Source organism: Silvimonas sp. JCM 19000, from assembly GCF_054652575.1.
Genome location: NZ_BAAIHC010000009.1, coordinates 117,439 through 137,522 on the forward strand (window position 1 = coordinate 117,439; position 20,084 = coordinate 137,522).

Consider the following 20,084-nt stretch of genomic DNA (forward strand, 5'->3'; position numbering starts at 1 on the left):
CATGAGGCGGCTTTTTTGTGGGCATTCTGCGGCGGCCCTGCAGTCCGCCGCTTGGGCCATTAACGCGTGACGGGCTTGTAGCGTATACGCTTCGGCTTGGCGCCTTCTTCACCCAGACGCTTGCGCTTGTCCGCTTCGTATTCCTGGTAGTTGCCATCAAAGAAGGTCCACTGGCTGTCGCCTTCAGCCGCGAGGATGTGCGTGGCGATGCGGTCAAGAAACCAGCGATCATGGCTGATCACAAATGCGGTGCCGGCAAATTCCAGCAGCGCGTCTTCCAGCGCGCGCAGGGTTTCCACGTCCAGATCGTTGGATGGCTCATCCAGGAACAACACATTGCCGCCTTGCAGCAGCGTTTTGGCCAGATGCAGACGGCCGCGTTCACCGCCGGACAACATGCCGACTTTTTTCTGCTGATCGCCACCCTTGAAGTTGAAGCGGCCCAGATAAGCGCGGCTGGACATCTCGAACTTGCCTACTTGCAGATTATCAAGGCCGCCGGACACGTCTTCGAACACGGTCTTTTCGTCTTCGAGGCTGTCGCGCGATTGTTCAACAAACGCGGTCTGCACGGTCTGGCCGATTTCGATGCTGCCGCTATCGGGTTGCTCTTTGCCGGCGATCATCTTGAACAGCGTGGTTTTACCCGCGCCGTTGGGGCCGATGATGCCGACGATGGCGCCAGCAGGTACCGAGAAGCTCAGGTTGTCGATCAGCAGACGGTCGCCAAAGGCTTTGGAGACGCCGTTGAAATCGATGACCTTATCGCCCAGACGCTCGGCCACGGGGATAAAGATTTCCTGGGTTTCGTTGCGCTTTTGATGCTCAAAGCTGGACAGTTCTTCGAAGCGCGCAATCCGTGCCTTCGATTTGGCCTGGCGGCCTTTGGGGTTCTGCCGTACCCATTCCAGTTCTTTGTTCAGCGCTTTCTGGCGGGCCGATTCGGTTGATTCTTCCTGCTTCAGGCGCGCTTCTTTTTGCTCCAGCCAGCTGGAGTAATTGCCCTTCCATGGAATGCCATGGCCGCGGTCCAGTTCCAGAATCCACTCAGCGGCGTTATCAAGGAAGTAGCGATCATGGGTGACGGCCACCACGGTGCCCGGAAAGCGCACCAGGAATTGCTCCAGCCATTCCACCGATTCAGCGTCCAGATGGTTGGTCGGCTCATCCAGCAGCAGCATGTCGGGCTTGGACAGTAGCAGTTTGCACAATGCCACGCGCCGCTTTTCACCGCCGGACAGATGCCCGATCACCGCATCCCACGGCGGCAGGCGCAGCGCGTCCGCGGCCAGTTCGAGTTGCAGCGCGGTATTGTCGCCGGCACCGGCCGAGATGATGGCTTCCAGTCGGCCTTGTTCTTCGGCCAGCGCATCAAAGTCGGCATCCGGTTCGGCGTAGGCGGCATAGACTTCTTCCAGCCGCTTTTGCGCATCCATCACTTCGCCCATGCCGCTTTCGACTTCTTCGCGCACGGTCTTGCTGGCGTCCAGTTGCGGCTCTTGCTGCAGATAGCCGATCTTCACGCCGGCCAGATGTTGTACTTCGCCGTCGAACTCTTTGTCGGCACCAGCCATGATGCGCAGCACCGTGGATTTACCCGCGCCGTTCAGGCCCAGCAAACCGATCTTGGCGCCGGGGAAAAAGCTGAGCGAAATATCCTTGATGATCTGACGTTTAGGCGGGACGATTTTGCTCACGCGGAGCATCGACATAACGTATTGGGCCATTGCAGTGTCTTGTGTGTGGCTGAGAATGGCGCAAGTGTAGCAAACGCAGGCGCACCCGGCAGCGTATGCGCGTGACGAGCGGGCATTAAAAAACCGGCCCTGGGGCCGGTTTTGGGGGAGCGCACTACCGTTCTATCAAGAAGCGGAAGCGGCGCTAGCCTTGGCTTTCTTGGCTTTTTTGTGATGCTTCACGTGTTGCGAAGATTTCGCAGCCGGATCAGCATCAGCGGTGCCGGCAGCTTCTTCAGCAAAAGCCAGACCAGCGGAACCGAAAATCGAAAGGGCGAGCACTGCAGCAAAAAGCTTTTTCATGGTTTTTTTCTCCTGGGTTTATCAACTGGACGTTGACGTTGCAACCAGCATAGAAAGCTGATCACCGGTTCACCGTAACGTTCGTCCATTCTCATGTATCCGCTTGTAATAAAACAAGCGCAAATCAGATGACATCCATCTGGCCCATCATGCCGAGGTCTTCGTGCTCGATGATGTGGCAATGATAGACGCGGCGCCCCTTGTCTTTTTGCACGGTATGGATGACCACGGATTCTTGTGGCCGCACATTGACGGTGTCGCGCCAGGCCAACAATTTCTCCGGGGTAGTCTGGCCTTTGAAGCGGCGTTCGGCCACCTGAAATTGCGTGCCGTGCAGATGAAAGGGGTGGTCCATATCCGAGTCATTGCGCAAGGTCCACGCTTCGACCTCGCCTGCCTTGCTGGTCAGATCGACCCGGTTCATATCAAACACCTTGCCATTGATCATGAACTTCATCGACGCCGGGTCATCGGTCATGTTGTCCATGTCTTCGCTGAACACCAGTTCCTTGTTCGCAACCGGCTGGCCGAGCGCTTCGATAGCGCGTAATTGCTGCGGCAATTCGGTCGGCACGCCGATGCGGAAATGCGCATGCAGCAGGATCACATCGTGCTCGGGCGCCACATCGCCCATCTTGCCGCGATCATAGGCCAGCGCGGTCAGCGCACTATTGCCGTCGCCGGACACCACCACCTCGGCGCGTTCACCCGGCGCCAGCAGCAATTCACTCACCGGCACCGGCGCGGCCAGCAAACCGCCATCCGTGCCGACCTGGATCATGGATTGATCCGGCAGCTTGAGCCGCAGATAGCGCGCGCTGCAGGCATTCCACAGGCGCCAGCGCTGACGTCCCAATACATTCAGCGTGGGCTGCCACTGGCCGTTGACCAGCACAAACTGGCCTTCGCGCCCATTCATCCAGTCGTCCATCTCGTTGTCCGCAATGCGCCCGTTGGCCTGCAGCTTGAGATCAGAAAACACCAGATGCCGCTCCGGCAGATGTGCCAGCGGGTCAGCTTTGCTGCGCACAATAAACAGCCCGGCCAGACCGCGGTAAACCTGTTCCGCAGTGTGGCCATGCGGATGCGGGTGGAACCAGTAAGTGCCTGCGCTACCCACCGGCAAGGTAAAGCGATAAGTGCGCGATTTGCCCGGTGCGATTTCGCTGCCGGGGTTGCCATCCTGTTCCGGCGGCACCGGCAGGCCGTGCCAATGGATGGTGGTGGGCTGTTTGAGCTGGTTGATCAGTTTGATGCTGACGCTATCGCCTTCGTGCACCTCGATCAGCGGGCCCGGCACGCTGCCGTTATAAGCCCACACCGGCGTACGCAGGCCCGGCTTCAGTTGCACCACCGTGGGTGCGGCGCGCAGGGTGGCAACAAACTGGCCAGGCTTTTTGCTCTGGTTTTTTAGCCGCATTAGCGGATGCAGCGGCGCGCCACGGGGCAGGGTGATGGTTTTGCCGGCAGCAGGTCTGGCCGCGGCTTTACCATGGGCGGTATGGTCCATGCCCGCCATCTGGGCCATGTCCATGGCCATGGCGGCCTGGCGCAAGGTGAGCAAGCTCAGGCCGGCGCCGGCGTAATACAGAAAATCTCTGCGGTTCATGCGCGTTCTCCGGGTGGCACCGGATAAGGCGCCACCGTTTGTGTCGTCATCTTGATAGGCATCAGTATTGGCGCAACGCGGGCAAATTGCTGGCGTGGCCGAACAAAGCGCCGCAAAGCCTATACCCCCCTGCCGTATAGCGTAAAGCCTGAAATCACCGTTCTGCCCTGGCTTGATGTCGATCAATACGGCGGCGTAATATACCCCCTGCCGGTATTTCTGGACTATTGCCATGACCCCCTCAACCCCGCTTGCCAGCGCGCCCCGCCAAACGCAATCGTTTGCCATCCAAGGCATGACGTGTGCCGCCTGCGCCGCGCGCATCGAGAAAGTGCTTAACCGCCTGCCGGGCGTGGTGGCGCAGGTCAATCTGGCCACCGAAGTCGCGCAGGTTGAGCAGACCGCAGCGCAACATTCCACCGAACAACTGATCGCTGCGGTGCAAAAGGCCGGTTACCAGGCCCGGCTGTTGGCCGACGCAACCCCGCCCAGCGCCGATGAAAAACGCACCAGTGCGGCGGTGTGGCTTCTGCCCGCCGTGCTGACGGCCCCACTATGGCTGGACATGCTGGCGATGCTGGGCGGCTGGCATGGCGCAATGTTGCCGCGGCCGTGGCAACTGGCGCTGGCCACCCTGGTGCAGTTTGGCCCCGGCCTGCGCTTCTATCGTGGCGCATGGCAGAGCGTGCGCGGGGGCGGGGCCAATATGGATGTGCTGATTGCCCTCGGCACCAGCGTGGCGTGGTTATTCAGTGCGCTGGTGGTTGTGCTGAGGGCGGATGCGCAGCCGGTTTATTTTGAGGCCAGCGCCACCGTCATCACGCTGGTTTGCCTTGGCAAATGGCTGGAAGCGCGCGCCCGCCAACGCGCCTCGCAAGCCATGTCGCATTTGCTGCAATTGCAGCCCAAAACTGCCCGGATCGAGCGTGACGGGCAGATCAGCGAAGTTGAAATCAGCCTGCTGCAGCAGGGCGATGTACTGATCGTGCGGCATGGCGAAGTGATCGCGGCGGATGGCGTGGTGACGGAAGGCGCGGCCGCCGTCGATGAAAGCATGCTCACCGGCGAAAACCTGCCCGTGCATAAAGTGGCAGGCGACGCCGTGTACGCCGCCACCCGCAATCAGGACGGCATGTTGCGTTGTCTCGTCACCGCCACCGGTTCCGGCACGCAGCTGGCGCAGATCATCCGCCTGGTCAGCGCCGCCCAGGGCTCGCGCGCGCCGATTCAACACCTGGCAGACCGGATCTCAGCCGTGTTTGTACCCAGCGTGCTCGGTATTGCTTTGCTGGTGTTTGTGCTGGCTTGGTGGTGGCTGGGGGCGCTGGTGCCCGCGATGATACATGCGGTGTCGGTGCTGGTGATCGCGTGCCCATGCGCGCTTGGCCTGGCCACGCCATCGGCCGTGATGGTTGGTGTGGGACGGGGGGCCAGGCTGGGCTTGCTGTTTCGCAATGCCAGTGCGCTGGAACATGCGGCGGCGCTGGATACGCTGGTGTTCGACAAGACCGGCACGCTGACCACGGGCCGCCCGGCTTTGCGTCGCATAGACGTGCTCGACACCGACCACAGCGCGGAGCAGTTATTGCAGATCGCCGCCAGCCTGGAAGCCGGCAGCGAGCATCCTTTGGCGCACGCCTTGATCGACGCCGCGCGTGAACGCCAGCTTGGCCTGCTGCCAGTTACGCAGTTCAAGGTCGATGCCGGTCTGGGGGTGAGTGGCAGGGTCGCCGACCAGGCGGGCTGGCAAGTGGGTCGCCCCGATTGGCTAGCGCCGGGTCAGCCTGCGCCAGATGGCCAGCAAGACGAGACCCTGATCGCCATCGCGCAGCACGGCCGGTTGCTGGCGACCTTTGCCTTGGCCGACCAGATCCGGCCCGACGCCCGCGCCGCCATCGCCGCCTTGCGCGATATGGGCATCCGGCCGGTGATGTTGACCGGTGACCGTCGCGCCACTGCGCAATGGGTGGGGCAGCAAGTGGGCATCAGCGCTATCCACGCTGAAGCCATGCCAGGCAGCAAGGCCGGCGTGATTGCGCAATTGCGGGCGGCAGGTGGCCGTGTGGCTATGGTCGGCGATGGCATCAACGATGCGCCCGCCCTGGCCGCGGCCGATGTCAGCTTTGCCATGGGCAGCGGTAGCGATGTGGCGGTTGAAGCCGCCGATGTGACGCTGCTGCGCAACGATTTGCGTATCTTGCCGCAAGCGTTGGCGTTGTCGCGTACCACGCTCCGCCGTATCCGCCAGAATCTGTTTTTTGCTTTTATCTACAATGTGCTGGGTATCCCCCTGGCTGCGTTCGGGTGGTTAAGCCCGGCCGTCGCCGGCACAGCCATGGCGCTGAGCTCGGTTTCAGTGCTGCTTAATGCGTTGCGAGGCTGGCAGCCGCCTGCGCTCGCGTCTGCCGACCCTCAACCAGGAGCTTCCGATCATGCAAACCACAACCCTTGAAATCGACGGCATCAGCTGCGGCGGTTGCGTTGCCACCCTGACCCGCGTGTTGTCCGCTATCCCCGGCGTGCATAGTGCCGTGGTGGACCAACAAACCGCGCGTGCCACCGTCGATTACGATGCCGCAGCCACCGGCCCGGATGAGTTCCGCCAGGCCATTGAGGATGCCGGTTATGACGTCCGGTGAAGGTTGTCTGCACTGTGCTGATGGGGCTGGTGCCGAGGCTTTGACACCTGGCGATCCCGACCGGGTGGTAGTGCAGCCGGAAAAAAAACGTTTGCTCGGCCGCATCAATCGCATAGAAGGCCAGGTGCGCGGCGTGGGGCGTATGGTGGAGCAGGATCGTTATTGCGTAGATATCCTGACCCAGATCACTGCCATCCGGGCCGCACTGGATTCGGTGGCAATGCAGTTGCTGGAAGACCACGCGCACGGTTGTGTGGCGCGGGCCATTGCCGACGGCGGGGGCGATGACGCCATTGCCGAATTGATCGATGTGGTACGCAAACTGAAAGGATAGGGCGCCATGGCGCGAGCAAAAAAAGCGGAGGTCGCCAACAGCACGCCGCTCTGGCAAGTGCGCCGCGTGCTGGCGCTGGGGCGAGCTTTGTCGGACGAACAGCGTACGCAGCTGAACCAACTGGCCTTGCAAGAGGGCGTGTTGCAGATCGAGCCGGTGCACGGTGGCCGGGTGGCGGTGACTTACGATGTGCGCATCTGGCACTACAGCCGCCTGCTCAACTGGCTGCAAGCCAGAACCACCGGCTTCAGCCGTTGGCGCGCGGGTTGGTATGACAATCAGGACAGCAATCTGGCGGCGCAATCCACGCTCAAGGCGGCGGCGTGTTGCAACACACCGCCGCGCGCCTGAGCCGCTTACGCCGGGCCGCGCTCAGTGATTGAGCATGGCCTTGTCGATGTGGAATACGTCGCCAAGATAGTTAAGAAAATTCTGGTCCTCACACATGCCCTTGCCGGGGCTGTCGCTGACCTTGGCAACAAACTGGCCGTTACAGCGCGTCATCTTCATCACGATCTGTAGCGGGGTGATGCCGCAGTCATTGGTCAGATTGGTACCGATGCCAAAGCCGGTGCGGGCGCGATCGGCAAAGCGGCGGTACAGCGTGATGGCTTTGTCCACATTCAGGCCATCGCTGAATACCAGCATCTTGGTCAGCGGATCGATACGCATCTTGTGATAGTGCGCGATTGCCTTTTCGCCCCACACAAACGGGTCGCCCGAATCGTGGCGCAGCCCGTCAAACAGCTTGCAGAAATACAGATCGAAATCGCGCAAAAACGCGTCCATGCCGACGATGTCGGTGAGCGCAATGCCAAGATCGCCCCGGTATTCGCGCACCCAATGTTCCAACGCGTTTTTCTGAAAGTCGCGCAAGCGCGAGCCAAACGACTGGAACGCCTGCAGATATTCGTGCGCCATGGTGCCTATGGGCGTCAGGTTATAGATGCGCGCCAGTTCAACGTTGCTGGTGCCTTTGATAAACGAGTTAGGGCGGGCGGCGGCACCGGCGATGATCTCTTCATGCCAGGCGCGGGAGAAGCGGCGGCGCGTGCCAAAGTCGAACATCACAAACGGAAAGCGGCAGGGCGGTTCTTGCGCAAAGGCATCCAGACGCGTCAGCTTGTCGGCGATGCGGCGACGGCCCTCGGCAATGGCAACGTCTTGTGGAAACTGGCGGAAATACAGCTCGTTGACCGTCGACAGCACGTAGATCTCAAACAACATCACATGCAGCATCGGGCCGACGGCACGGATTTCGAGGCCATCCGGATCATGTTCCGGAATAGTCACGTGGATGAACTGGCGGTGCAGATGGAACAGCCGCAAAAAATCGACAAAGTCCGATTTGATAAAGCGCAGCCCGGCCAGGTAGTCCAGCTCAACGTCGTTAAAGCGCAATGTGCACAGATGGTCAAGCTGTTTTTCGACTTCTTGCTTCAGGGCCGACAGCGGCAGCTCGGGCCGGTTGCGGCACTTGAACACGTACTCGGCGCTGGTTTCGGGATGGTGATGCAGGATCTCTTGCATCATGGTGAACTTGTACAGATCGGTATCCAGCAGCGATGTAATCACAGGCTGGAATGCGGGCGCGCTCATGCGGGTTCTCCGGGTCGGATAAGCGCAAGTCTGCCGGGCCAGCGTGCGCGCGGCAACTGCCGGAAACCGCAGTACGGCGGCCCCGGCGTGGTGGCTCAGGCGGCCTGGGCCAGTGGCGCTAGCCGGGCCAGCGCCGCATCCAGCGTTTCCGGGCGCTTGGCAAAGCAGAAGCGCACCAGTTGGTGGTTGGCGCCATCGCCATAAAACGGACTAAGCGGAATGCTGGCGACGCCGTATTCCATGGTCAGCCATTGCGCAAATTCGAGTTCGTTCAGATCGGGGCGGATACGGGCATAGCTGGCCAACTGGAAATACGTGCCCGCGCACGGCAGCAAATCAAAGCCTGCGGCGCTGAGCCCGGCGGCCAGGTGATCGCGGCGCGCCTGGTATTCGCGGCCCAGATTCTGCCAGTGCGCGGCGTCGCGCAAATGCGCGGCCAGACCAAATTGCGCGGGCGTATGCACCGAGAACACCAGAAATTGATGCAGTTTGCGCAGCTCCGCCGTGATTGCCGCGGGCGCCACCATATAGCCGATCTTCCAGCCGGTGGCATGAAACGTCTTGCCAAACGAATACACCGCGATGCTGCGTGCGCGCAAAGCGGGCTCGGCCAGCACGCTGAGATGCTGCGCGCCGTCGTAAACCAGATGTTCGTAAACCTCATCGGCGATCACCAGCAAATCGTGGCGCTCGGCCAGTTGCGCCAGCGCCGCCCGATCCACGCGGGACCAGATGCGGGTGGAAGGATTGCCGGGGTTGTTGATGATGATGACGCGGGTGCGCGGCGTGATGGCGTCTTCAATCTGTTGCCAATCCAGTGCAAAGGTCGGCGGGGCCAGCTTGATCCGGATCGGCTCGGCGCCGAGGGCGGCGATGGCCGGCGCGTAGCTGTCATAGGAGGGATCCAGCACCAGCGCCTGGTCGCCCGCGTGCAGCCCCGCTGCCAGTGCGGTAAACAGCGCCTGCGTGGCGCCGGCGGTAATCGTGATCTCGCTGACCGGGTCTACGCTCACTTGCTGGCTTAGCGCCAGTTTGCCCGCGATAGCTTCGCGCAACGCCAACAAGCCCGGCATCGGCGCGTACTGGTTGTGGCCCTGGCGCATGGCGTCGTTAACGTGTTCGAGCAGGGCGGCGTCCAGGGCAAAGTCAGGAAAACCTTGCGATAGATTGATGGCGCCGTGATCAAGCGCCAATTGGCTCATCACACTGAAAATGGTGGTACCGACATCGGGCAAGCGAGAACGCAGATTCATGGCGAGGGCAGGGTCAGGCTGGGGGTGGTCAAAGCGCCCGGTACCAACGCGGTGCCGGGCGTACGGGTTACAGATATTCGATGGTGACGATAGCGGCTTTATGATCCGCCGTGGGCGTGCTGCTGATTTGCTTGACCACCGGATTGGCCACTGGCCGGGTCAGCGGTTGTACGCTGATTTGCGTGCGACTGGCCACTTCGGGCTTGCAGCCGCTCAGTTGCGGACGCGCGCTGCCGTCGGCGGGTGCGGTGGCGGTGCAGGCGTCTTCTACGATACGGCCGACAAACTGGATGGTGCCGCCGCCAAGGACGACAGGATCAGCCCAGACCGGGGCGGCGAGGGTGGCACAGACAACAACAGCGAGTAGACGTTGCATGGGGTAGACCTTGGTTAAGGGGACAGCCGCAGCATAACGATTATCGGAGATATCCTAATAACGGACCCGCCGATGCTGTTGTTTATACGCGAATTAATGCTTTTGGCATATTCCATATAAATATCCGGTCTTAAAAAAGCTTCTCACGTCGCGCGCTCAGGCATAAAAAAACCCGGCCGAGGCCGGGTTTTCCATGCTGCACCTACGCATGCCGCACGTTTATTTCTTGCGCGGAATATACAAGTCGGTGATCGAACCATGCGCAATCTCGGCCGCCATGTACACGGTCTCGGACAGGGTCGGGTGCGCGTGCACCGTGCCGACAATGTCGTTGATATCCGCGCCCATTTCGTAGGCCAGCACCGCTTCGCCCAGCAACTCACCAGCGTTGACGCCCACAATGGCGGCGCCGAGGATGCGGTGCGTTTCCGGATCGATCAGGATCTTGGTCAGACCATCATCGCGGCCGTTGCCCAGTGCACGCCCTGAAGCCGCCCACGGGAATACGGCTTTTTCGTAGGGGATGTTCTTGGCCTTGGCTTCGGTTTCGGTCAGACCCATCCACGCCACTTCGGGGTCGGTATACGCAATCGACGGAATCGCGCGGTAATCCAGATAGCTCTTCATGCCCGAGATGACTTCGGCCGCGCATTTGGCTTCGTGCGTGGCTTTGTGCGCCAGCATCGGATTGCCGACGATATCGCCGATGGCAAAGATGTGCGGCACGTTGGTGCGGCACTGGTTATCCACGCTGATAAAGCCGCGCTCATCGACCTTGACGCCGGCAAACTCGGCGCCAATCAAACCGCCGTTAGGACGACGGCCGACGGCGACCAGCACCTTGTCGTACACCTGCGGCTCGGCCGGGGCCCAATCGCCTTCAAAGGTGCAACGCAGGCCTTCCGGCAGCGCTTCCACCTTGCTGACCTTGGTCTTGACCATGATCTTGTAACGGCCGTTGATGCGGTCTTGCAGCACCTTGACGATATCGCGATCCGCGCCGGGAATCAGGCCATCGCCCAGTTCCACCACGCTGATTTCGGTACCCAGCGCGCCATACACGCAGGCCATTTCCAGACCGATAATGCCGCCGCCCACCACCAGCATGCGCTTGGGAATGCCTTCGAGCTTGAGCGCACCGGTGGAGGTAATGACGCGCGGATCATCGTAGGGATAACCCGGAATCTTGAAGGCGGTAGAACCGGCGGCGATGATGGCATTGGCAAAGCGCACGGTTTTAACCGAGCCATCTTCGGCCGTCACATTCAGCGTGTAGGGGCCGCTAAACTGGCCGTTGCCGGTCAGCACCGTCACTTTACGTTGCTTGGCCAGACCGCTCAGGCCCTTGGTCAGACGCGTAACTACGCCGTCCTTAAAGCCGCGCAGCTTGTCGATATCGATTTTGGGCGCGCCAAAGTCGATGCCGTGCGAGCGCATTTCTTCGGCGTCGGTCAGCACCTTGGCCACATGCAGCAGCGCCTTGGACGGGATGCAACCCACGTTCAGACACACGCCGCCCAGCGTGGCGTAGCGCTCGACCAGCACCACTTTCTTGCCCAGATCGGCCGCGCGGAAGGCAGCGGTGTAGCCGCCAGGACCAGCGCCCAGCACCAGCACATCACATTCCACCACATCGCCCGAAATGACCGGCGCTTGCGGCGCAGCGGCCGGTTGCGAGGCGCTGGAAGCTTGTTGTGGCGACGGCACGGCTGTGGCCGGCGCAGGCGCGGCGACCGGCGTACCGGCGCTGGCTGCGGCTTGTTCCAGCGTAATCACCAGGCCACCTTCGGAAATCTTGTCGCCCACTTTAACGGCCACCGACACCACGGTGCCTGCGTGCGTGGACGGGACTTCCATCGTGGCTTTGTCGGTTTCCAGCGTGATCAGCGATTGTTCTTTTTCAATCACGTCACCGGGCTTGACCATCACTTCGATGATTTCGACGTTCTCGTGACCGCCGATGTCGGGCACTTTAATGTCTACATTGCTCATGGCATTACCTTTGTGCGAGGGAGGGTGGGCGCGCGGCACCGGCGTACGGGGCCGCGCAGACCAGCACGGACGGGCGCGGTGGCGCCCGTCACGCGCCTCACAGAATCAGACGACGCAGATCGGCCAGCAGGCGGGCCAGATGCACGGTAAAGCGTGCTGCTGCCGCGCCATCAATCACGCGGTGATCAAACGACAAGGACAGCGGGCACAGCAAGCGCGGCTCGAATGCGCTGCCGTTCCAGACCGGTTTGATCTGGCTCTTGCACACGCCCAGGATGGCCACTTCGGGCGCATTGATGATAGGCGTAAAGCTGGTGCCGCCTATGCCGCCCAGGCTGGAAATGGTAAACGTCGCGCCCTGCATGTCGGTGGGCTTGAGCTTGCCTTCACGCGCCAGACCCGACAGTTCGGTCAGCTCTTTGGCGATCTCTTTCAGGCCTTTCTTGTCGGCATCCTTGATCACCGGCACCACCAGGCCATTCGGCGTATCGGCGGCAAAACCGATGTGGTAGTACTTTTTGAGCACCAGGTTGTCGCCATCGAGGCTGGAATTAAAGTTGGGGAACGCCTTCAGCGTTTCGGCGGCGGCCTTGATGATGAAGGCCAGCGGGCTGAGCTTGAGACCGCTCTTTTCCCACTCTTTGCCGATCGACTTGCGGAATTCTTCCAGCTCGGTGATATCGGCTTCGTCGTTGAACGTGACGTGCGGAATCATCACCCAGTTGCGCGACAGATTGGCGCCGGAAATCTTCTGGATGCGACTGAGCGGCTTGGCTTCGACCGGGCCAAATTTGGCAAAGTCGACCTTGGGCCACGGCAGCAGATCCAGACCCACGCCGCTACCCGCCGGAGCTGCAGTCGGTGCCGCCGCTGCAGCGGACAAGGCGGTCTTGATAAAGCCGCGCACGTCTTCGTGCAGGATGCGGCCCTTGGGACCGGTGCCGGTGACGCGTGACAAATCCACGCCCAGTTCACGTGCAAAGTGGCGCACCGACGGACTGGCGTGCGCGCGCTTGAAGCCTTCTTCGTTGTAGCTGGTGCTGGCCGCCGTCGGGGCAGCTGCGGCTTGAGCCGGAGCAGCGGGCGCGGGTGCCGGGGCAGCGACGGGCGCAGGGGCGGCCGCCGCCGGAGCGGGTGCGGGTGCCGCAGCGGCGGGTGCCGGAGCAGCCGCGCCAGCTACGCCTTTCAGCGTCAGGATCAACGCGCCTTCACCAATCTTTTCGCCCACCTTGACGGCAATGCTCTCGACCACGCCAGCGGCGGGTGAGGGCACTTCCATGCTGGCCTTGTCGGATTCGAGCGTCAGCAGCGAATCGTCCACCGCCACGGTATCGCCCACCTTGACGCTGACTTCGATGATCTCGACGGCGTCGAAGTTACCGATATCAGGAACGCGCACTTCAATCGGGCCACTGGCGGCAGGGGCTGCGGCCGGAGCCTGGGCCGGGGCCGGTGCTGCAACGGGCGCGGGTGCTGCCGCCGGGGCTGGCGCAGCCGCAGGTGCCGGGGCAGCGGCCGGGACTGGTGCTGCAGCCGCATCGGCCACTTCCAGCAACACCACCACATCGCCTTCCGACACTTTATCGCCGGTCTTGATCTTTACTTCTTTGACCGTACCAGCCGCAGTGGCCGGCACTTCCATCGTGGCCTTGTCGGTTTCGAGCGTGATCAGCGATTGCTCGACTTCGATCACGTCGCCCGCTTTGACCATGACTTCAATGACATCGACGCCGTCATGGCCGCCGATGTCGGGAATCTTCAGTTCAATAACATTGCTCATGGCTTCTTGTACCTGTCTTGGGTGAGCAGCGGGGCCGGTATCGCCTTAGCCCCGTTCCTGGTACAGCCCCCGCCCGATCAGACCGGGGGCTGTGCCTCACGCGTTCAAACCGTCCAGGGGGCTGGACGATCCGCATTGACGCCGTATTTGGCAATCGCCTCCGCCACCTTGGCGGCCGGCAGCTTGCCTTCGTCGGCCAGCGCCTTGAGCGCGGCGACGACCACGTGGTAACGATCAACCTCAAAGAAGCTGCGCAGCTGGCTACGGCCATCCGAACGGCCAAAGCCGTCGGTGCCCAGCACCACATAACGACCCGGCACGTATTCACGAATCTGGTCGGCATAGGTGCGCTTGTAGTCGGTGGCCACAATGGTGGGGCCCACCGCGTCTTTCAGGCATTGCGTTACAAACGGCACTTGCGGCTCGGCCAGCGGGTGAAGCATGTTGTGGCGGGTGGCGGCCATGCCGTCGCGCTTCAGTTCATTAAAGCTCGGGGCGGACCAGATATCGGCTTCGACGCCGAAATCGTTCTTGAGCAGATCAGCCGCGGCAATCACTTCGCGGAAGATGGTGCCCGAACCCATCAGCTGCACATGCAGCTCGCCGGTGCTGGCGGCAGGACGGAACTTGTACAGACCCTTGATGATGCCGGCTTCCGCGCCTTCCGGCATGGCCGGGTGCGCGTAGTTTTCGTTCATCACGGACAGGTAGTAATAGATGTTTTCCTGATCCTGATACATGCGCTTCATGCCGTGCTGCACGATCACTGCCAGTTCATAGGCAAAGGTCGGGTCATACGACACGCAGTTAGGCACAAACTCGGCAAACAGGTGACCGTGGCCATCCTGATGCTGCAGACCTTCGCCGTTCAGCGTGGTGCGGCCCGCGGTACCGCCAACCAGGAAGCCACGTGCGCGCAGGTCACCCGCAGCCCAGGCCAGATCGCCAATGCGCTGGAAGCCGAACATCGAGTAATAGATGTAGAACGGAATCATCGTCACGCCATGGTTGGCGTAGGCGGTGGCGGCGGCAATCCAGTCGGCCATCGCGCCCGCTTCGTTGATGCCCTCTTGCAGAATCTGACCCGTGGTCGACTCTTTGTAGAACATCAGCTGGTCTGCATCTTGCGGCTCGTACAGCTGGCCGACGTGGCTCCAGATACCCAGTTGGCGGAACATGCCTTCCATACCAAACGTGCGCGATTCATCCGGCACGATCGGCACGATGCGCTTGCCCAACGTTTTGTCTTTGACCAGCGTGGACAGTATGCGCACGAAGGCCATGGTGGTGGACATTTCGCGTTCGCCGCTGCTTTCCAGCAGGGTTTTGAAGGCGTCCAGCGCCGGGGTTTCCAGCGGCTCGTTCACCGGCTTGCGCGACGGCAGATAGCCGCCCAGCGATTGCCGGCGTTCGTGCATGTACTTCAGCTCAGGCGCATCGGCGGCCGGGCGATAGAACGTGGCGGCACGGGCTTCGTCATCGGTAAGCGGAATGCGGAAACGGTCGCGCAAATGCAGCAGGTCGTCGCCAGACAGTTTTTTGGTCTGATGCGCCACGTTCTGCGATTCACCGGCCGCGCCCATGCCGTAACCCTTGACGGTTTTAACCAGCAGCAGCGTCGGTTGGCCTTTGTGTTCAGACGCGGCTTTGTAGCCGGCAAACACTTTGTGCGGATCGTTACCACCGCGGGTCAGACGCCAGATGTCGTCGTCGGACATGTTGGAAACCATGTCCAGCAGTTCCGGGTAGGCGCCAAAGAAATGCTTGCGCACATACGCGCCATCTTTGGATTTGTAGGTCTGGTATTCGCCGTCGACCACTTCCATCATACGTTTTTGCAGCAGGCCGTTTTTGTCTTTGGCCAGCAGGGCGTCCCAACCGGAACCCCATACCACCTTGACCACGTTCCAGCCCGAACCGCGGAAGTCGCCTTCCAGTTCCTGAATGATCTTGCCGTTGCCGCGCACCGGGCCATCCAGACGCTGCAGGTTGCAGTTGATCACAAAGATCAGGTTGTCGAGCTTTTCACGGCCTGCCAGCGAGATCGCGCCCAGCGATTCCGGCTCGTCCATTTCACCATCGCCGCAGAAACACCAGACCTTGCGATCGCCTTGTTGCTTGAAGCCACGGTCGTCCAGGTACTTCATAAAGCGGGCCTGGTAGATGGCCATCAAGGGGCCAAGGCCCATCGAAACGGTGGGGAACTGCCAGAAGTCCGGCATCAGCCACGGGTGCGGATAGCTGGACAGACCCGCGCCATCGACTTCCTGGCGGAACTTGACCAGTTGTTCTTCCGAGATACGGCCTTCGAGGAAGGCGCGCGAATACATGCCCGGGGCGCTATGGCCCTGGAAGTAAATCAGATCGCCACCGTGATTTTCGCTGGGGGCGTGCCAGAAGTGGTTCCAGCCCACGTCATACAACGTGGCGGCCGAGGCAAACGACGTGATGTGGCCGCCCAGGTCCGGGTTGATCTTGCCCGCACGCACAACCATCGCCGCTGCGTTCCAGCGCGTGTAAGAGCGGATGCGCTCTTCAAACGTATGGTTGCCCGGGCTCTTGGCCTCGAGGTGGGCGGGGATGGTGTTGATGTAAGCGGTGGTGGCCGTGTACGGGATATTGACGCCGTCAGCACGTGCGTGATCGATCAGTTTTTCAACGAGATAGTGCGCGCGCTCAGCACCTTCGTTTTCGAGTACGCCATCCAGCGCTTCCAGCCACTCACGGGTTTCCTGAGGGTCCTGGTCGTGAATCTGCTCTGCCATTGCCATACCTTTTTGATGTGGTTAATGCCCGGTCTGTCGTATCCATCCGGTGCATCGCCCGGCTTTTGGCCGGGCGATCAGTCCGCAGTGCGGTATTTATAGTGGGGACGTGAGTGCGTGTGACTTAGCGCGATGCATTGCGCTTGTAGTAGTTGACCAGCCCGTTGGTGGACGAGTCATGGCTGGTGGTCAGCCCCGGTGTGGTCAGATCCGCTTCAATGGCTTTGGCGAGCTGCTTGCCCAACTCGACGCCCCATTGATCATAGGAGTTGATATTCCACACGGTGCCTTGCACCAGGATCTTGTGTTCGTACAGCGCGATCAACGCACCCAGGCGACGCGGCGTCAGGCGCTGCATCAGGATGGTGTTGGTCGGGCGGTTGCCTTCAAAGATCTTGTGCGGGGTGAGCTTGTCTTGCGCTTCACCGGTAATGCCGGCCTTGTTGAGCTCGGCGCGCACTTCGGCTTCGTTCTTGCCGCGCATAAACGCTTCGGTTTGCGCAAACACGTTGGCCATCAGGATGGCCGGGTGCGGTTCCGGCGCGTCAGGATGTTCGATCGAGCTGATGAAGTCGATCGGCACAATCTGACTGCCCTGATGCAGCATCTGGTAGTAAGCGTGCTGGCCGTTGATGCCGGCATCGCCCCATACCACCGGGCCGGTTTGATAATCCACACGGCTGCCATCGAGCGTCACCGACTTGCCGTTGGATTCCATATCCAGCTGTTGCAGGTACGCGGGGAAGCGCGCCAGCGACTGGTTGTACGGCGAAATCAGATGGGTTTTGGTGCCAAAGAAATTGATGTACCACACGCCCAGCATGCCCATGATGACCGGCAGGTTCTGTTCGAACGGCTTGTTCTTGAAATGCTCGTCCATGGTGTAAGCACCATGCAGCAAGTCTTGATAATCGTGCTTGCCGAGGTAGATGGCGATCGGCAAACCGATGGCCGACCACAGCGAATAACGACCGCCGACCCAATCCCAGAATTCGAACATGTTGTCGACGTCGATACCGAACTCGGCCACCGCCTTGGCGTTGGTGGACAGCGCGACAAAATGGCGAGCGATATGTGCTTCGTTGCCCACGCGCTCAAGGAACCACTTGCGCGCGGTGTGCGCGTTGGTGATGGTTTCTTGCGTGGTAAAGGTTTTGGACGCCACGATAAACAGCGTGGTTTCCGGATTCAGGCGCTTGAGGATGGAGCTGATCTGTTCGCCGTCGACCGTGGACACAAAGTGCATGGTCAGGCGTTCGTGGCCATATGCCTTGAGCGCGTTACACACCATCAGCGGGCCGAGGTCAGAGCCACCGATACCGATGTTGACGATGTCGGTGAAGGCCTTGCCGGTGTAGCCGACGCGTTCGCCCGAGCGGATTTCGTCGGAGAACTTGAACATCTTTTCCTTGACCGCATTGACCTTGGGCATGACGTCTTCGCCATCGACCAGGATCGGGTTGCTGTCCAGGTTGCGCAATGCCACGTGCAGCACGGCGCGGTTTTCGGTGATGTTGATCTTGTCGCCGGCAAACATGCTTTTGATTTTTTCGGGCACGCCAGCCTGACGGGCCAGATCGAACAGCAGTTCCAGCGTTTTGGGCGTGATGCGGTTCTTGGAGTAATCAAAGAACAGGCCGCCCGATTCCAGCGAAAACTTTTCAAAGCGCTGCGGATCGTCATTGAACAGATCGCGCATGTGCAGCGGGGCAACTTCTTTGTAGTGTTCCGCCAGCGCGAGCCATGCGGGGGATTGAGTCAGGTTGGACATGTCTGGGTTCCTTTTTTCTCAGTGGCACTGATACCCGCCGCGGCGGGCCTGATGTCTGAAACTCACGGTAAATCTTTGTGGATGGCCCTCGTCATCAGTGCCCGGGTCTTGGGGCCCGGGTCAGCAGATACGGTGGCAGGGGGCCGTGGCGCGCCCGCAGCAAGATGGCCGCTGCGCGCCGGGTAGTGCGTGTTGCGTGATGCCGGGCGTGCTCAGCTTTCGTGGCCGCGCACGCGTTTTTCCTTGAGGTTGCGCTTCATCTTTTCCAGCTGGTCGATCAATTCCGGGCCGCGCTTGAGCGCCACACCGACCGCCAGCACATCGATGATCACCAGGTGAACGATACGGGTAATCATCGGCGTGTACAGATCCGGATCTTCCATGGTGTCGGCGTACAGACAAATCGAGCAGCGCTTGGCCAGCGGCGATTTGCTGTGGGTAATGCCGATCACGTCGGCACCGGCATCACGGGCAATTTCGACCGAGCGCATCAAATCGAGCGTACGGCCCGAATTGGATACGGCGACCACCGCGTCACCGGGTTTGAGCATCGATGCGCTCATGCCGTGCATGTGCGGATCGGTGTAGGCCACGGTGGGCACGCCAAGACGGAAGAACTTGTTTTGCGCATCGATGGCCACCGCGCCGGACTGCCCCTGACCCCACACTTCAATCTTGTGCGTGTTGGCCAGGATCTTGATCGACTTTTCGAGTGCATCGGTGTCGAGTTCGTTCCGGCAACGCAGCAGATGCGAAATATTGTTGTCGAACAGTTTTTTGGCGAGGTCGTGCGCCGAATCGTCGGCCGATACCATCGAATGCACATACGGCACGCCCGACACCAGGCTACGCGTGAGGCGCAGCTTGAAGTCTTGCAAGCCCGAGCAATTGAGTGAGCGGCAGAAACGGATGACCGTGGGTTGTGACACGTCCGCCAGATCGGCAATTTGTGCGATCGGGGCGTTGGCCACCAGGTTGGGTTGGGCCAGTACGAGCTCGGCAACCTTGCGTTCCGATCTGGACAGGCTATCGATCATCGTTTTGATGCGTTCGAGCATTAGCGTCTCACTCCATCACTTTGTTATGTGTCCGCGCCCTGGCTTTTGGCGGAGGCGCGGTTGGGGGTTTCGGGCCTTGTAGTACGGCCCCATTAAGCAGTACGGATTACGCCGTCCAGAACACGGACTTGTTGCCCTTGACGGCATCGAGCACGCGACGGATCGGGTATTGCGCCGTCAGCGGCTTGTCTTCGGTCAGTGCGGTTTGCAGCAATTCTTTTTTGCCTACGCCCGTAATGTGCACGATCACGTTATGCGCTTTGGCGATGGTGGGCAGCGTCAGCGTAATGCGCTGGTGCGGCGCCACCGGCGGCGTAACGGCAGCCACCAGATCGGTCGAGCTGCAAGCGGCTTCCAGCTCAGGCGCATTCGGGAACAGCGATGCGGTGTGGCCGTCGTCGCCCATGCCCAGAATCAACACGTCAAACGGCGCGGGCAGGGTGGCGAAGCGTTGTTCGATTTCGGCCTGGCCTTCGTGCGGGGTAGCCGCACTGGAAACCGGCGAAACAAAATGGATGGCGGCCGCTTTGCCCACCAGCAGGTTCTGGCGCACGGTGCGCTCATTGCTGTCGGCATGGTCGACCGGCACCCAGCGTTCATCCACCAGCGTGGCGTACACCTTGTCGAAATCGATATCGAGTTCGCTCAGTGCCTTGAACATGCCCGCCGGGGTGCGTCCGCCCGAAACGGCCAGCGACGCCTGGCCGCGTGCAGCGATGGCCTGGTTGAGTTGCTGGGCTATGGTTTGCGCCAGTTGCTGGTCCAGTTGCTCTTTGGATGCAAATTCATGCCATTGAACGGACATTCACTACCTCTTGAAATTGTTGCATTTGTTGCAGTGCATCAAAAACCCCGCAACAAATCGGCAA

The 20,084-nt window shown here is 60.9% G+C and carries 16 protein-coding genes; 4 read left to right on the forward strand and 12 right to left on the reverse strand.

Translation table 11 applies throughout. From position 1 onward, the window contains the following. Positions 1–59 precede the first annotated feature (59 nt). The 3 genes from ettA to ACYQ1A_RS10610 form a co-directional block, all read right to left on the reverse strand. Entirely contained in the window at positions 60–1,727 is a 1,668-nt protein-coding gene (ettA, locus tag ACYQ1A_RS10600) for an energy-dependent translational throttle protein EttA (protein ID WP_499361997.1), read from the reverse strand. Positions 1,728–1,862: 135 nt separating this feature from the next. Beyond that, entirely contained in the window at positions 1,863–2,039 is a 177-nt protein-coding gene (locus tag ACYQ1A_RS10605; protein ID WP_499361998.1) for a hypothetical protein, read from the reverse strand. 124 nt (positions 2,040–2,163) lie between these two features. Beyond that, a complete protein-coding gene (locus ACYQ1A_RS10610; protein ID WP_499361999.1) occupies positions 2,164–3,648 on the reverse strand; it encodes a multicopper oxidase family protein in 1,485 nt (494 codons plus the stop codon). A gap of 232 nt (positions 3,649–3,880) precedes the next feature. Here ACYQ1A_RS10610 and ACYQ1A_RS10615 point away from each other — a divergent pair, with 232 nt between their 5' ends. Genes ACYQ1A_RS10615 through ACYQ1A_RS10630 form a run of 4 tightly spaced genes read left to right on the forward strand, consistent with a single transcriptional unit; the run spans position 3,881 to position 6,972 of the window. Continuing rightward, positions 3,881–6,100, forward strand: a complete 2,220-nt coding sequence (locus tag ACYQ1A_RS10615) for a heavy metal translocating P-type ATPase (protein WP_499362000.1) — start codon at positions 3,881–3,883, stop codon at positions 6,098–6,100. After that, on the forward strand, positions 6,081–6,287 hold the full coding sequence (locus ACYQ1A_RS10620; protein ID WP_062225527.1) for a heavy-metal-associated domain-containing protein: 207 nt from the start codon (positions 6,081–6,083) through the stop codon (positions 6,285–6,287). Before ACYQ1A_RS10615 ends, ACYQ1A_RS10620 begins: the two co-directional genes overlap by 20 nt. Next, positions 6,274–6,621, forward strand: coding sequence for a metal-sensitive transcriptional regulator (locus ACYQ1A_RS10625; RefSeq protein ID WP_499362001.1), 348 nt, complete (start codon positions 6,274–6,276; stop codon positions 6,619–6,621). The genes ACYQ1A_RS10620 and ACYQ1A_RS10625 overlap by 14 nt, the downstream gene beginning before the upstream one ends. Before the next feature lie 6 nt (positions 6,622–6,627). Next, positions 6,628–6,972: a hypothetical protein gene (locus ACYQ1A_RS10630; protein ID WP_499362002.1), complete on the forward strand. Its 345-nt coding sequence runs from the start codon at positions 6,628–6,630 to the stop codon at positions 6,970–6,972. 21 nt (positions 6,973–6,993) lie between these two features. Here the strand turns inward: ACYQ1A_RS10630 and pncB are convergent, their stop codons facing one another. From pncB to pgl, 9 genes are all read right to left on the reverse strand, one after another. Beyond that, the gene (pncB, locus tag ACYQ1A_RS10635) at positions 6,994–8,220 is read right to left on the reverse strand and encodes a nicotinate phosphoribosyltransferase (RefSeq protein ID WP_499362003.1); all 1,227 of its coding nucleotides are present in this window, start codon (positions 8,218–8,220) and stop codon (positions 6,994–6,996) included. A gap of 95 nt (positions 8,221–8,315) precedes the next feature. After that, positions 8,316–9,473 (reverse strand): methionine aminotransferase, encoded by a 1,158-nt coding sequence (locus ACYQ1A_RS10640; RefSeq protein WP_499362004.1) that lies wholly within the window; start codon positions 9,471–9,473, stop codon positions 8,316–8,318. Positions 9,474–9,540: 67 nt separating this feature from the next. Beyond that, entirely contained in the window at positions 9,541–9,849 is a 309-nt protein-coding gene (locus ACYQ1A_RS10645) for a hypothetical protein (protein WP_062225434.1), read from the reverse strand. A 219-nt stretch (positions 9,850–10,068) separates the two neighbouring features. Further along, the gene (gene lpdA, locus ACYQ1A_RS10650) at positions 10,069–11,841 is read right to left on the reverse strand and encodes a dihydrolipoyl dehydrogenase (RefSeq protein ID WP_499362005.1); all 1,773 of its coding nucleotides are present in this window, start codon (positions 11,839–11,841) and stop codon (positions 10,069–10,071) included. 97 nt (positions 11,842–11,938) lie between these two features. Beyond that, the gene (aceF, locus tag ACYQ1A_RS10655; protein WP_499362006.1) at positions 11,939–13,621 is read right to left on the reverse strand and encodes a dihydrolipoyllysine-residue acetyltransferase; all 1,683 of its coding nucleotides are present in this window, start codon (positions 13,619–13,621) and stop codon (positions 11,939–11,941) included. A 104-nt stretch (positions 13,622–13,725) separates the two neighbouring features. Beyond that, complete coding sequence (aceE, locus tag ACYQ1A_RS10660; protein ID WP_499362007.1) at positions 13,726–16,386, reverse strand: pyruvate dehydrogenase (acetyl-transferring), homodimeric type; 2,661 nt, start codon at positions 16,384–16,386, stop codon at positions 13,726–13,728. Between the two features lie 124 nt (positions 16,387–16,510). Continuing rightward, complete coding sequence (gene pgi, locus ACYQ1A_RS10665; protein ID WP_499362008.1) at positions 16,511–18,157, reverse strand: glucose-6-phosphate isomerase; 1,647 nt, start codon at positions 18,155–18,157, stop codon at positions 16,511–16,513. 212 nt (positions 18,158–18,369) lie between these two features. After that, positions 18,370–19,215: a transcriptional regulator HexR gene (hexR, locus tag ACYQ1A_RS10670; RefSeq protein ID WP_053937378.1), complete on the reverse strand. Its 846-nt coding sequence runs from the start codon at positions 19,213–19,215 to the stop codon at positions 18,370–18,372. Positions 19,216–19,321: 106 nt separating this feature from the next. Then, entirely contained in the window at positions 19,322–20,020 is a 699-nt protein-coding gene (pgl, locus tag ACYQ1A_RS10675; RefSeq protein WP_499362009.1) for a 6-phosphogluconolactonase, read from the reverse strand. Between the last annotated feature and the right edge of the window lie 64 nt (positions 20,021–20,084).

What these genes read in the sequence shown, in the direction of transcription:
- ACYQ1A_RS10645 (WP_062225434.1), bottom strand. Translation starts at nt 9,849, where the DNA reads ATGCAACGTCTACTCGCTGTTGTTGTCTGTGCCACCCTCGCCGCCCCG.
- ACYQ1A_RS10630 (WP_499362002.1), top strand. Translation starts at nt 6,628, where the DNA reads ATGGCGCGAGCAAAAAAAGCGGAGGTCGCCAACAGCACGCCGCTCTGG.
- ACYQ1A_RS10625 (WP_499362001.1), top strand. Translation starts at nt 6,274, where the DNA reads ATGACGTCCGGTGAAGGTTGTCTGCACTGTGCTGATGGGGCTGGTGCC.
- pgl (WP_499362009.1), bottom strand. Translation starts at nt 20,020, where the DNA reads ATGTCCGTTCAATGGCATGAATTTGCATCCAAAGAGCAACTGGACCAG.
- hexR (WP_053937378.1), bottom strand. Translation starts at nt 19,215, where the DNA reads ATGCTCGAACGCATCAAAACGATGATCGATAGCCTGTCCAGATCGGAA.
- ACYQ1A_RS10615 (WP_499362000.1), top strand. Translation starts at nt 3,881, where the DNA reads ATGACCCCCTCAACCCCGCTTGCCAGCGCGCCCCGCCAAACGCAATCG.
- ACYQ1A_RS10640 (WP_499362004.1), bottom strand. Translation starts at nt 9,473, where the DNA reads ATGAATCTGCGTTCTCGCTTGCCCGATGTCGGTACCACCATTTTCAGT.
- ACYQ1A_RS10620 (WP_062225527.1), top strand. Translation starts at nt 6,081, where the DNA reads ATGCAAACCACAACCCTTGAAATCGACGGCATCAGCTGCGGCGGTTGC.
- lpdA (WP_499362005.1), bottom strand. Translation starts at nt 11,841, where the DNA reads ATGAGCAATGTAGACATTAAAGTGCCCGACATCGGCGGTCACGAGAAC.
- pgi (WP_499362008.1), bottom strand. Translation starts at nt 18,157, where the DNA reads ATGTCCAACCTGACTCAATCCCCCGCATGGCTCGCGCTGGCGGAACAC.
- ACYQ1A_RS10605 (WP_499361998.1), bottom strand. Translation starts at nt 2,039, where the DNA reads ATGAAAAAGCTTTTTGCTGCAGTGCTCGCCCTTTCGATTTTCGGTTCC.
- aceF (WP_499362006.1), bottom strand. Translation starts at nt 13,621, where the DNA reads ATGAGCAATGTTATTGAACTGAAGATTCCCGACATCGGCGGCCATGAC.
- aceE (WP_499362007.1), bottom strand. Translation starts at nt 16,386, where the DNA reads ATGGCAGAGCAGATTCACGACCAGGACCCTCAGGAAACCCGTGAGTGG.
- ACYQ1A_RS10610 (WP_499361999.1), bottom strand. Translation starts at nt 3,648, where the DNA reads ATGAACCGCAGAGATTTTCTGTATTACGCCGGCGCCGGCCTGAGCTTG.
- pncB (WP_499362003.1), bottom strand. Translation starts at nt 8,220, where the DNA reads ATGAGCGCGCCCGCATTCCAGCCTGTGATTACATCGCTGCTGGATACC.
- ettA (WP_499361997.1), bottom strand. Translation starts at nt 1,727, where the DNA reads ATGGCCCAATACGTTATGTCGATGCTCCGCGTGAGCAAAATCGTCCCG.